The organism is Cytobacillus praedii (assembly GCF_001439605.1).
GTDB lineage: Bacteria > Bacillota > Bacilli > Bacillales > Cytobacillaceae > Cytobacillus > Cytobacillus praedii.
In genome coordinates this window covers 326,180-338,531 of sequence record NZ_LMBX01000002.1, presented here as the reverse complement: position 1 = coordinate 338,531, position 12,352 = coordinate 326,180, and the positions used below count along the sequence as shown (strand labels likewise).

Genomic DNA, 12,352 nt, shown 5'->3' with positions numbered 1-12,352 from the left:
AATACCCCTAATTAATTACGAGCAATTATATAAATCAAATAGCCTATATATGCGGCGGCAAGAATGATTCCTTCGAACTTTCCAATTTTAAAATTGGTTCGTGAAAAGACCAAAAGTAAAATGGTTAAAATGATCATTAAAGAAATATCAATGAACATTTTGGGATCGACACCAAGGGGTGAAATAGTTGCTGCAGCACCAAGAACGAACATGATATTAAAGATATTACTTCCAACAATATTCCCAAGAGCGATTTCGCTTTCCTTTTTAATTGCTGCTGTAATAGAAGTGACTAGCTCAGGAAGGGAAGTTCCAACTGCAACAATGGTTAATCCGACTAATGTTTTGCTCATTCCAAATGATAATGCAATGTCTGTAGCTCCATCTACTACTAAATCTCCGCCAAAAATAATCGCTCCAAGTCCAAGAATCGTAAAAAGGATCTGTTTTCCCCAAATGGAGGCATTTGGTTGAGATGCTTTTTCTTCCTTCGTATTGCTGCGGCCCTTTCTTGCTACTTCGAATAAATAGTATAAAAAAACAACAAATAATAGTAATAATATTAATCCATCACTGCGTGTAACAACATTATTGCTAACAGATTCTAATGCTTTGTCGCTAATAAAAATCATTAGGGCAACACTTGCTAGCAGTGTAAAAGGAATTTCTTTGCGAATGGTTTCATTTTCTACTTTTAATGGGTAGATGATTGCGGTTAAACCGACAACAAGTGTGATATTAAAAATATTGCTTCCAACGACATTTCCTATAGCTACATCAGCATTTCCACCCATTGCTGCAAGGATACTAACAGTTGCCTCAGGTGCACTAGTACCAAAGGCTACAATTGTTAAACCTATTAATAATGGGGAAATATGAAGATATGAAGCAATCTTTGATGCACCTTCAACAAAAAAATTTGCTCCAACTATCAATAAGGCTAATCCAATAATTAATAGAATAATGGACATTAGTGATCCAACACCTCACAAATAAATTATTTTACTTATTATTCCCTACTTCTTCTTGCAGCTCTTTAAACCATTTAATTGTTTGTTCCGAATCATTATCATTAATAAATATTCTTCTTTTTTCTAATTCAATATAGATATAGGGGGATGAACCTTTTTGAATAAAAAGTAAAGATTTTCCGTAATCCTTTACTTTAAAATGCCCCTTGGACAGAGTGGGCAGACCGACTCCATTCGTTCTTGCTAAAACCTCTGGCATTTCGTCCATTAATTCTAGTCGCTTAATATCTTTAATACTCCATTCATCCCCATACATCCCTGTAATTTCGAAGCGTTCTTTCTTTACGATTAATTCATAACCTTGATAGCTCGAAAGAGTTAGGGCTGCTAATGATCCAATAACGACAATAAATAGAATGGCATTAATTTTATAACTGCGTTTCCGTTTACTTGGAATTTCATATTTTGATAAATACACTAGTCCTCCCAGTAGGTAAAGAAGCATAAAACCAAATTGAACTTCAACCGCATATGTAAAGGATGTAAAGAGAAGTGGAAGCAAGACTAGCATCCCGATACCGGCTGACAACAGCAGCATACCTGTTCTTTGAGGTGAACCATTGGCAATCAACTGCTCTTTTTCATGTTCATCCCGAGAAGCGAAACCGGAAATAAGCCAATACGCTTTCTTATAACGAATCGCCCATCCTAAAAGGATAAAAAGAACGGAAATAATGATTTGTGTACTAATAAGTCCCATCATATATAAATACCCCCTTTAATGTATAGTTTATACATTTAATTATAATTGATAAGCGGCCATCATAATAGTAGAGAGTGAATGGAGGAAATGACGGAAAGAATGAGCAAAGGAACATATAAAAGGAATCCATTTGAAGGGGTTAATTCTATAAAAAACCAGAAAAACATGCCATTGGACATACTTGCTTGATGAATAAAAATAAGTGCTTCCTCCCTATTCAGAAAATACTGAAAATTAATTAATATGTAGGTTGTAATAATAAATATTTTAAAGGGGTGTTGCATTTGTTAAAGGTCCTATCTAGTTCAGCGTTAGCGTTAGCGTTAACAGGCAGTACGATTTTTGCAGGCATTCATACCGCGGATTCTGCCAGTAAAGACAAAAGTACATATGATATTAGTTTAGCCCACCATGTAGGGGTATCACCGGAACTTGCTGAGCAGGCAAAACTGCTAGGCATTGACCTTTCAAAAGTAGACCCAGCCGAAAAAGTGGCCAGCCATGGGAAGAAGTTTCAACAGGCAGGGGATAATCATGTTGCCTATAAAAAAGCCCTGGGTGATGTTCCTGTCCTCGTTATTTTAGCTAAGTATAAGGATGGGGATGAGCCAATAGGGGATATGAAGGGACAAGTCCCTGCCCACTATTATGAAGATTTAATCTTTGGTACAGAATATAATCCGTACGAGTTAGATGAATTTATTCAGTATGCCGAGTATAACGGAGTCAAGGCACCAACAGATCGTACAATGCAGAATGCTTACAAGGAATCAAGCAATGGGAAAGTGAATCTCGTCCGTAAGGAAAATACTGAATTTGTTTGGGTAGAATTGCCTCATGGTGCTTCGTACTATTTGGATCAAGAGGGGAAATATGCTGAAAATGGCAAGTACGTCAATGGCAACGTGAATGGTGATGCACATACAGGTGAATTTATTCGTGATTTGCTTAAAGCTGCTGATGATCAAGTAGATTTTTCCAAGTACTCAGAGAATGGGGAAGTTCCAAATGTGTTCGTTGTACATGAAGGAACAGGAGCGGAATTCAGCCGTGATCCAGCTCAATTTTGGTCGCATAAGTGGAATATATTAAGTGCTTTATATTATGGAAAGTACTATGAAACTGGTAAAACGGCTCCAGAATATTCTGGTTTGAGCGAGGAAGAGTGGATTAACAAAACAATTGCAGAAGAGATGACTTATGACGGTGTACTTGTGAATAACTACAATATCCAGCCTGGAATTGGCGGAAATGTTGCAGGTTATGATGCAGCAACAGATTCCTATAATGAATCGTTAAAAACGGGACCATTTCCTGCACAAACTGGTGTCTATGCACATGAATTTGGACATGCCTTAGGGCTGCCTGACTTTTATGATACAGTCTACACTTCAGAGGGTGTTGGGAACTATTCAATGATGGCGGGCGGCTCATGGATGCGTTATCCGGATCATGCAGCTTATTCTGGAAATTCACCAACACACTTTGATCCGTTCTCAAAGGTTTTCTTAGGCTGGACTGAGCCAATAGAAGTTACACAGGAAGATGGGGTAAAGACAATTACGCTTCCACCTATTAATCAAGCAAATAGCCAAAACGGCATTGTTAAAATGGAAGTACCGGGTTCAAACGGAACAGAATATTTCTTATTTGAGAATATTCAACAGGATGGATTTAATAAAGGATTGGTACGCCAAGGTGAGAATGCACATGGATTAGTCGCCTGGCATGTGGATGAAAATATTATCAACCTCTATCAAACAGCTGGTTTCCGTCCGAATAACGTAGAGAATTGGCAAAACAAGCGCTTCCAATACAATCAATCCGAAACAGCTACAGACGGAACGGTTGTCACTCACTATGGATTATCTATTCTACAGGCGGATGGAAAATATGACCTTGAGAAAAATGTGAATCGCGGAGACGCAGGAGACTTCTTCAAAACAGGCAGTAAGCTGACACCTGTTTCTGGAAAAGTTCATACGGGTTCGTATTACTTCTGGAAAGGGCAAAACTCAACACCAGCTGATTCTGGTATCCATGTAACTGACATCGTTGAAAATAATGATGGATCAATCACAGCAAAATTTTATTATCAATCTAATCAAGGAAAAGGGAACAAATAATCTTTAAAGCAAAAGCCTGATCTCAAGGGATCAGGCTTTATCGCAGATTAAAGGGCAGTAAGACCCCCACTTCAAGGAAGTCGAGAAAACGAAGAAGCGTAAGTGGGGGATCAACTGCCCGTAAATGCCCGATTGGTTCAACTAACCATCAGTGGGGGATGAAAGCTGACAAAGAACGCCACGTCCTGTGGCAACCTCGGCACCAGCACGTCCCATGCGTCGGAAAAGCCCCACTGATGGAAGTTTCACTTTATTGTGGAGGCGGGATAACCGCAGGAATTCCTTGGCCAGAGCCATTATAATATTGAGGAACTTTGCCAGGATGAAACAAATCACCAATTCGCACCTGATTAGAAACTTCAATAGGACTTTCGATAAGGGGAATGATGACATTCATATGAACCTTTACATTGATATAAACTTCTAGAAATGTATTATTGATACCTGACTCGGCAATTTTAGCTTCTACGTCAGATGTGACATCTCCGATAATTTCTAAGCGTACTGGAATCTTAGGACCCAGGTTTGAAAGTAAGGTCATTTTTGTGGCCATGCCAAGTGGGACGTAATAAATAATACCTGTTTCATTTTTTGTCTTGTCTACATCAATTTCAATATCGTTTTTAAAGTTTTCTAATTGTTCCATATCGCCTGCCTCAACTAAGTTTAAATACTTTTGAACCCTTTTCTGGGACTCGGATATGGCTTTATTATAAATTTGAGGGTTGAAGCTATAGCTCGGTTCCCCAGCGTTTTCATGCTTAACAATTAGTTCATTAATATCAATGCTTTCAGAAATGTCTTTATCAATGGCATCATTGATTGCTTGAGCTGCAAATTGGCGAGCCCTTGATTCGGCAATGCCAATTAAGGTCGGTTCAATATTCTTATTAATAATGATTAAACTTCCAAACGTCATTAAAAGAAAAATGATAAAAGAAATAAATAATACATATTTAAATGGCAGTGGGCCTTTAAAACTTCGTCTCCTTCGTATTTTTACTTTTCTAAGCAAAGAATAACCTCCCATTTCAAGTGAAGTTCTCACTCATTTCTTTTTACGTTGATCCATTGCCTGATAGTAGCTCTGAAAATGAATGCATTTATGTCCATTCGGTCATTTGTACAAATATATGTCCAAAACCTAAAAATAAACATAAGCTTTTTGTCTCTTTTTGCAGAAAGGTTTTATTGAAAAAAAAAAAACGTTGATTTGCATTTGCTTCCTGTATTTGGTATTATCTAGAGAATTATTTTTGTTCGGTTTGAAAGGAAAGAATAAGTTGATACTTTTCGCCTGAATATGACTTTGAGCAAGAATAGTAAATTTAAATTGCGTGTGTATACACAAGGAGGAAACAGAAATGGCAACAGGTAAAGTAAAATGGTTTAATGCAGAAAAAGGATTTGGATTCATCGAAACTTCAGAAGGACAAGATGTATTTGTTCATTTTTCAGCGATTCAAGGTGAAGGCTTTAAATCACTTGATGAAGGACAAGATGTTTCTTTTGATATCGAAGAAGGCGCTCGTGGACCTCAAGCGGCTAATGTTGTAAAACAATAAGAAATAAAAAAAACAGACTCTGAAAACTTTTCGGAGTCTGTTTTTAGGTTGTTCATGTATAAATGATCTATTGAACTTCTTGTTTATAATTTAAGTCTGCTTCAGTCAGTAAATCCTTCAAATAGCCGTTTAAAAACAATCCAAATGGGTCCAGTTCATCTCTAATGGTTAAAAAGTCAGTAAGCATAGGATAAAGATTGTACAGGTCATTATTATTGCGATTATGCATTTTTCCCCAATGGGGTCTGCCATCGTATTTCTTCATAATTTGTTCCATATCATGAAAATAATCTTCATATGGCATACCTTTATACATGTGGAAGGCAATATAGGCTGATTCCCTTTTGTAGGAAGGGCTTAGCCATATATCATCAGCCTTGACCATGCGGCATTCAATAGGAAAATGAACTTTATGCTTTTGAACCTGAATGCATTCCCGAATCTCTTGGATAGCAGGCAGGAGGTGCTGTAGGGGGATGCAATATTCAATTTCTCTAAATTTAACGATTCTTGGTGTTGCAAATAGCTGATAACTATGTGCTGCAATTGACGTGCGTCCAACGCTTTTTGAAGAAAGTCTGCTTATAAAACGGCAGGTATTCGGAAACAATCGGCAAATTTCTGAGAGAATAAAGAATAAATAGTTTTCTAACAGAAGATTTTTAAAATGGTGAAGACGTAAGCTTTTAGGTTTTTGATTGGAGATATTCATCGTCTTAATTTGTACTAAATCTGAATATGGGAAGAGATAAAACTCAAAGTGACGATTTGTTTCGATTAATTGGGTAAGATTCTTCTCGAGGAGTGGATACTCTATTTGATTGCTTATATATTCGTAAATAGGGCTTTCAATTATTTTCAAGGTAACTTTTACAATGATGCCTAAAGTCCCTAACGACACAAGACATGCATTAAAATAATGAGCATTTTCTGATTTTGATATAGGTAAGACTTCTCCAGCTGCTGTAACTAGCCATAATCTTGTTACTTGAGTGGAAATATTGCCAAATTGAAGCCCTGTACCATGTGTTCCTGTAGAAATCGCTCCAGCAACGCTTTGAACATTGATATCTCCCAAATTTTCTTGGGAAAATCCCTCCTTTCCGAGTTCTTCACCTACTTGATATAGTCGTGTACCGCCAAAGACTGTCACAGTGCCGTTTTCTTTATCAATGGATTCAATCCCAGATAATGAATCAAGAGAAATGAGCCAGTCGTCTGATTCAACAAGTCTCGTAAATGAATGTCCAGCTCCGATAACTCGAATGGTTTTTCCCTCTATTTCGGCTTCTTTTACAATGGCACTGACCTCATTTATAGAGGATGGGTAAAATATTTTTTCAGGCTGGCTCTCAAATGTATGCGCCCAGTTTTTCCATGTAAGACCTTGCACGGTTTTCATCATAGAAAGCATTCTCCTTCCCCGCGATAAGTATCAAAGCGATAAACAATCTGTTGATTGGAAATACAAATAATTTCCTTAAAACGCTCGCAAATCTCTCCGGCTTTTGCTGCCCGAAAGACGATTGCATCCCCTATATCAAGGGATAAGTTCTCATAATATACCGGGGTTTGCACTTCGCCGGCTCCCTCTAACGGCAATAGTTTTCCTCCCACGGGATAGACTGGCTTTGGCATTTTGTCTTTCCCAACTGCTCCTGATGCTATATAGCCACCGCCTAGACATGTATATATATTTGGGGCTGGTTTTCTGACAATAGGCAAGGCAAAGAAGAGGGAAGGCTTATAGTTAAAGCTTTGATAATAATCAAATAAAAGCGGGGAATAAAAACCGGACCCGACCGTTACCTCCGTTACATAATCTTCCAATGTAGTCGTAAGCAGACTGCCTGTTCCGCCGCCATTTACAAGTGACAAGGGGATCCCTTCATCTTTAAGTCTTTGAATAACCTTCGTTCGCCGCACAGCAATTTCAGGGATTGATTTCTTTTTCAAATAAGAAATGAATGTGTTCTTTAGGTATTGTGAGGGCATACGATCACTAACACCGGCTATTTGTGCTTCATATCCCATTATGCCTATAAGCTTGAGCTTACTAGATTGTTGAATTTTTTTAGCGAGCTGCAAGACTGTTTCATCATTATTTAAAGGGGAACGTCTGACACCAAAGTGCAGATTGGCAAAAGCAGTGCTCATGTCAACATCAATGCAAACGTAAAATTTCCCGCTTGTCTCCAAAGCTATTCTTTGTAAATGATCGATGTGCTCAAAAGAGTCGACCATTAGAATAATTTTCTTTTCTGTTTGATTGATTTTTGCAATTTTGATTAATGCATCCATGTCCCAGCAAGGGTAGCCGAGCAAAATATCATCAAACCCATTTCCAGAAAGAAAAATTGATTCTTGTGGGGTAAACGACATCAGGCCTTTGAAAATTTGGTTTGATTGGAGTATTCTTCTAAGAAGAGAAACGGAACGAATGGATTTGGTGGCAATTCGAATGTTTTTTCTATTCGCTTTTTCTGCAATTTTTTTACAATTTTCATCAAATGCATCTAAGTCTAAAAGTAAGGCAGGCAGAGAAATTTCTTTAAGCAGCTCTTTTGAAAGCAAGGCAATCCCTCACATATCGTCCTAAAATTATGTAGCTTATTCTTATTATAATAGATAGGTAAATAAAAGTGGGGAATGTTTTTCGAAAAATTCAGTTTATTATAATGAAGTGTAGGAGGCAATCGTTCATTATATGGTAAAATAAACTTGGAATATATGTATGAATGAAATGAAGGATGAGGAGTGATTGGATGAGAGCATTAATACATAAAGGAAAAGCTGGATTTAGCGGGCTATCTTATGGGGAAATAGCTGAAAGGGAACTTGGAGCGGGAGAAGTGAGCGTTCGGCTGAAAACTGCAGGTCTTAATCATCGCGACCTTTTTGTACTGAATCGTCATTTGCCATCTGATCCGCCTCTAATTATTGGGTCTGATGGTGCGGGGATCATTGAAGCTGTTGGTGATGGGGTACATACGGTTAAAGTCGGTGATGAAGTAATGATTAATCCTGGACTTGGGTGGCGAGATAAAAGCGATGCACCACCTGCAGGCTTTGAAATCGTTGGACTTCCGGATCATGGCACATTTGCTGAGAAGATTGTCGTACCTGAAGAAAACACTGTTCCCAAGCCAGCTTATTTATCATGGGAAGAAGCAGGTGTCCTTTCTTTAGCGGGACTCACTGCTTATCGTGCCTTGTTTACCCGAGGAAAAGTAACTTCTGGAATGAAGGTATTTATACCAGGGATTGGTAGTGGGGTTGCCACTTTTCTATTACAATTTGCAAAGGCTGCTGGTGCAGAAGTATACGTGAGCTCACGTTCAAAGAAAAAATGTGAGCAAGCACTCGAACTTGGCGCACATCAAGCGATTGATAGCAATGAAGATTGGGAAAAAGCTTTAGAAGGTGTAAAGATGGATCTGATCATTGAATCTGTCGGGGCAGCCACATTCAATAAGTCACTAGAGCAGCTTCGCAGTGGAGGGACGATCGTTATATTTGGTGCTTCTGCTGGGGATGAGGTAACATTTAACCTCCGAACATTTTTCTATGCGCAGCAAAATCTCTTAGGTTCTACATTGGGAAGTGCAGAAGAATATAAAGAAATGCTTCAGTTTATGGAGAGTCATCAGTTGAAACCAATTATTGATAAAGTTTTTGAATTAAGCGAATTTGAACGGGCATTTCAAAGACTTGAGGATGCAGAGCAAATGGGAAAAATAGGTTTCCTTTTTCATCCTGAAATGCTTTAAGTTCATTTTAATAAGAATTAGAATATAATAGAAGAGACATTATATAAAGTAAAAGGCAGGAAATCAAAATGATTGTGAAAACAGAAGAAGATTTAAATGGCTTAAAAGAAATTGGCAAAATTGTTGCGCTTATTAGAGATGAATTGATTGCAATGACAAAGCCAGGCATAACAACGAAGGAATTAGATGATTATGCTGGGGAGCTTTTTGAAAAGCATGGCGCTTTATCTGGTCCGAAGGGGGAATATGATTTCCCAGGATTTACATGTATAAGTGTGAATGAAGAGGTTGCACATGGAATACCTGGAAAGCGGGTAATTCAGCAAGGCGACCTTGTGAATATTGACGTATCAGGATCAAAAAATGGCTATTTCGCGGATACAGGTCTTTCTATTGTAGTTGGTGATGATCAACGATTAGAAAAGCTTTGTGAGACAGCACAATTGGCATTTGAAGAAGGATTGAAAAAAATAAAAGCGGGCGCAAAGCTTAGCATGATTGGGAAGGTAGTCAATAGAACAGCGAATCAGCATGGCTATACGGTTATTAAAAACCTAACAGGTCATGGAATTGGGCGTTCTTTGCATGAAAAGCCTGACCATATTTTAAATTATTTTGAGCCATGGGATTCTCTATTATTAAAGGATGGAATGGTGCTTGCGTTTGAACCGTTCGTTTCAACTGGTGCCGAAGAAGTCATTGAGCTTGATGATGGCTGGACATTTGTAACAAGAGACAAAAGCTATGTAGCGCAATGTGAGCATACGTTAATTGTTACAAAAGGGGAACCGATTATTCTTACTAGATAATAATTGTTAGCAGGAAACTAACCATCAGCAGTTGACTTAACTGACGGTTAGTTTTCTTTGTTTATCTAATGGAGCAGAGTGAATGAAAACAAAAACTTCCTCTAACTACCCTTCAAATTATTTAATTAATTAAAGCCCTCCGCTAGGTATGGAGGGCTATTTTTCTAATTGGTTTTCAAGAATTTTACACAGACAGGTTCAGGAACAGAAATATCTGAGTGCAGTAATGTTAGCTTTCCTGTTATTTGATCACGTGAAAACAAAGCAAGATTATTGGAATTTTGATTAGAGGCAACTACAAATTTCTCGGTCGGATCCAATGCAAAGTCTCTTGGCCAATCCCCTTCAGTTGAAGTATGCTCAATGAACTTCAGCTTACCTGATTCCGGCATTACACCAAAAACGGCTATGCTATTATGCCCACGATTTCCAGCGTAAACATAGCGGCCATCTGATGAGATATGAATAGCGCTGCCTTGATTATTTTCCTGAAAGTCCTCGGGAATAGTAGGAATGTTTTGAAGGTGGGTTAAGCTGGCTGTATCGGGTTCATAGGTAAATACGATTACCTCTGAGCTGAATTCAGTCATGACATACACATATTTTCCGTTCGGATGGAATACAAGATGTCTTGGTCCGCTTCCAGGATTAACGGGAAAACTATTTTTCTCTTTTAATGTTCCTTCATTTAACTCGAAAATAATAATTTGATCAATTCCGAGGTCAACAGCGATAATATATTTCTCATCGGGAGTAGGTGCCGCGTAATGAGTATGAGGATGTTGCCCATCTCCTTGACTTTGGAGTTTGATTATCGATTTAGCAGGCAATATTGATTTATTTTTTTTGTCGATTAAAAAGGATTCAACCGTGCCTTTATGATAATTTGCACTAAAGATAGTAGACATTTCGGAATCTATGCTTACATAACAAGGAGGTGCCCCTTCAGTCATTTGTTTATTAATAATTTCCAGTTTTTCATCAAGGAGCCTAAACGATGCAACACCGCCAGCATCTCCTTCTTTTATAACAGAATACAGAAATTGATTATCGCTGCTAATGCTCAAATAAGTTGGATTATCTAATGCAGCAGCAAGCTTAATATCCGTCATTTCCCCTGTTTCTGTATTTAATGAGAATGTATAAATACCCTCGCTTTCGCTCTTCGTATACGTACCGATATATCCGATTTGCTTGTTAGTTTCCATAATGAACTCTCCTTCAAAATTTTCTATTATTTCTTAATGTATCATAGATAAAGTGTGAATAAAAAATCGCAGTTAAATAAAAAAGGAAATTCTTCTACGCAGAGAGAATGTATCAGCATAGATTTTGGAGAGGATGAGGAGATGCTTGCATCGAATGAAATTCTAATGACGTGGGAAAAATTTTGCGATTTTCCAATGGAAACCTTAACAAAAGCTTGGTTTTATCCAAAATCAAGCAAGAAGAAGCAACGGTCAGTTTCTTTAATGAAAGAACATAGAGAACAATATGGGATTTCGGGTAATTGCTTTGATCTTGCCATTTGGCTGCTTGATGAGTTTAAAAATGATGGAATTGAAGCCTACCCAATTGGAAGCCAATTAAATACAGAAAAAGCTCATACAGCAGTAGTTGCATTAGATGAAAGAGGCAGACGGTATTTGTGTGATCTTGGAGATCAATGGCTGCAGCCAATATTAATAGATTCAGCTCAGCAGGATTATTCTAGTGAACGACTGAGTGGATTCTTTCCTGCTGCTCAAGTACAAATAAAACCTGTTAGCAGCAGTGTTGAGGTTATCTATCATAGACCCACTGGGAAATTATCTCGCCAAGTCTATCAAACCGAACCGATTGATGTGAAATTGTTTATGGAGGCGGCAGAATGCTCCCAAAACCAGATTCGGCCGAGACCGCTGCTAGAAGTAAGAACCCCCTACAAAAGTGAAACAGCCCACTGGGAATTCTATAATTGGGAAAGTATGCTTAGTACAAGTGAAGGGTTATTTAAAGAAGATCAATTGCTCACAATTGATGGGTGGGTCGAAAGAATTCATTTAAAGACAGGGTATGATAGAAAGTTCTTGTTTGAGGCACTTGAATACTATCGAATGCTTGATAGGAGAGGTTGAGTGAGGTATCTGGATATTGGATTTTGAGCAGATGTGATGCCGCCCGAAAACGAGATAAATAGTGTTTCGCGGTCATCAAAGGGAAGCAATGATGCCCGAAAACGAGGAAAAAAGTGTTTCACGGTAACAAAAGAGAAGCAATAATGCCCGTAAACGAGGAAAAAGGTGTTTCGCGGTCAACAAAGGGGAGCAATGATGCCCGTAAAAGAGAAAAAAAGTGTTTAGCGGTCA

The 12,352-nt window shown here is 38.2% G+C and carries 11 protein-coding genes; 5 read left to right on the top strand and 6 right to left on the bottom strand.

All coding sequences use genetic code 11. The features are described 5' to 3' along the window. Positions 1–11: 11 nt before the first annotated feature. Entirely contained in the window at positions 12–971 is a 960-nt protein-coding gene (locus ASU02_RS03485) for a calcium/sodium antiporter (RefSeq protein ID WP_057761032.1), read from the bottom strand. Between the two features lie 31 nt (positions 972–1,002). Next, positions 1,003–1,734, bottom strand: a complete 732-nt coding sequence (locus ASU02_RS03480; protein ID WP_057761030.1) for a DUF3784 domain-containing protein — start codon at positions 1,732–1,734, stop codon at positions 1,003–1,005. Between the two features lie 284 nt (positions 1,735–2,018). Here ASU02_RS03480 and ASU02_RS03475 point away from each other — a divergent pair, with 284 nt between their 5' ends. Next, positions 2,019–3,860 carry a M6 family metalloprotease domain-containing protein gene (locus ASU02_RS03475; protein WP_057761028.1) on the top strand — a complete coding sequence of 614 codons (1,842 nt, stop codon included), beginning with the start codon at positions 2,019–2,021 and terminating at the stop codon, positions 3,858–3,860. Between the two features lie 250 nt (positions 3,861–4,110). Here ASU02_RS03475 and yunB read toward each other — a convergent pair whose 3' ends face one another. Then, positions 4,111–4,875 (bottom strand): sporulation protein YunB, encoded by a 765-nt coding sequence (yunB, locus tag ASU02_RS03470; RefSeq protein ID WP_057761026.1) that lies wholly within the window; start codon positions 4,873–4,875, stop codon positions 4,111–4,113. Positions 4,876–5,224: 349 nt separating this feature from the next. On the opposite strand from yunB, the gene ASU02_RS03465 reads away from it, so the two are divergent. Beyond that, positions 5,225–5,425 (top strand): cold-shock protein, encoded by a 201-nt coding sequence (locus ASU02_RS03465; RefSeq protein ID WP_057761024.1) that lies wholly within the window; start codon positions 5,225–5,227, stop codon positions 5,423–5,425. A gap of 67 nt (positions 5,426–5,492) precedes the next feature. On the opposite strand, the gene ASU02_RS03460 is transcribed toward ASU02_RS03465, so the two are convergent. Both ASU02_RS03460 and ASU02_RS03455 read right to left on the bottom strand, forming a co-directional pair. Then, positions 5,493–6,827 carry a D-arabinono-1,4-lactone oxidase gene (locus ASU02_RS03460; RefSeq protein ID WP_095396681.1) on the bottom strand — a complete coding sequence of 445 codons (1,335 nt, stop codon included), beginning with the start codon at positions 6,825–6,827 and terminating at the stop codon, positions 5,493–5,495. Next, positions 6,827–7,999, bottom strand: a complete 1,173-nt coding sequence (locus tag ASU02_RS03455) for an amino acid deaminase/aldolase (protein WP_057761020.1) — start codon at positions 7,997–7,999, stop codon at positions 6,827–6,829. The genes ASU02_RS03460 and ASU02_RS03455 overlap by 1 nt, the downstream gene beginning before the upstream one ends. Positions 8,000–8,190: 191 nt before the next feature. On the opposite strand from ASU02_RS03455, the gene ASU02_RS03450 reads away from it, so the two are divergent. Both ASU02_RS03450 and map read left to right on the top strand, forming a co-directional pair. Continuing rightward, positions 8,191–9,195 (top strand): zinc-binding dehydrogenase, encoded by a 1,005-nt coding sequence (locus ASU02_RS03450; protein ID WP_057761019.1) that lies wholly within the window; start codon positions 8,191–8,193, stop codon positions 9,193–9,195. 68 nt (positions 9,196–9,263) lie between these two features. Then, positions 9,264–10,004: a type I methionyl aminopeptidase gene (gene map, locus ASU02_RS03445; RefSeq protein ID WP_057761017.1), complete on the top strand. Its 741-nt coding sequence runs from the start codon at positions 9,264–9,266 to the stop codon at positions 10,002–10,004. Positions 10,005–10,168: 164 nt separating this feature from the next. Here the strand turns inward: map and ASU02_RS03440 are convergent, their stop codons facing one another. Next, positions 10,169–11,212: a lactonase family protein gene (locus ASU02_RS03440; protein WP_057761016.1), complete on the bottom strand. Its 1,044-nt coding sequence runs from the start codon at positions 11,210–11,212 to the stop codon at positions 10,169–10,171. Positions 11,213–11,353: 141 nt separating this feature from the next. Between ASU02_RS03440 and ASU02_RS03435 the strand changes: the two genes are divergently transcribed. Further along, positions 11,354–12,121, top strand: coding sequence for a hypothetical protein (locus tag ASU02_RS03435; RefSeq protein WP_057761014.1), 768 nt, complete (start codon positions 11,354–11,356; stop codon positions 12,119–12,121). The last annotated feature ends 231 nt before the right edge of the window (positions 12,122–12,352 follow it).

What these genes read in the sequence shown, in the direction of transcription:
- ASU02_RS03485 (WP_057761032.1), bottom strand. Translation starts at nt 971, where the DNA reads ATGTCCATTATTCTATTAATTATTGGATTAGCCTTATTGATAGTTGGA.
- ASU02_RS03480 (WP_057761030.1), bottom strand. Translation starts at nt 1,734, where the DNA reads ATGATGGGACTTATTAGTACACAAATCATTATTTCCGTTCTTTTTATC.
- ASU02_RS03465 (WP_057761024.1), top strand. Translation starts at nt 5,225, where the DNA reads ATGGCAACAGGTAAAGTAAAATGGTTTAATGCAGAAAAAGGATTTGGA.
- ASU02_RS03460 (WP_095396681.1), bottom strand. Translation starts at nt 6,827, where the DNA reads ATGAAAACCGTGCAAGGTCTTACATGGAAAAACTGGGCGCATACATTT.
- ASU02_RS03450 (WP_057761019.1), top strand. Translation starts at nt 8,191, where the DNA reads ATGAGAGCATTAATACATAAAGGAAAAGCTGGATTTAGCGGGCTATCT.
- map (WP_057761017.1), top strand. Translation starts at nt 9,264, where the DNA reads ATGATTGTGAAAACAGAAGAAGATTTAAATGGCTTAAAAGAAATTGGC.
- ASU02_RS03440 (WP_057761016.1), bottom strand. Translation starts at nt 11,212, where the DNA reads ATGGAAACTAACAAGCAAATCGGATATATCGGTACGTATACGAAGAGC.
- ASU02_RS03435 (WP_057761014.1), top strand. Translation starts at nt 11,354, where the DNA reads ATGCTTGCATCGAATGAAATTCTAATGACGTGGGAAAAATTTTGCGAT.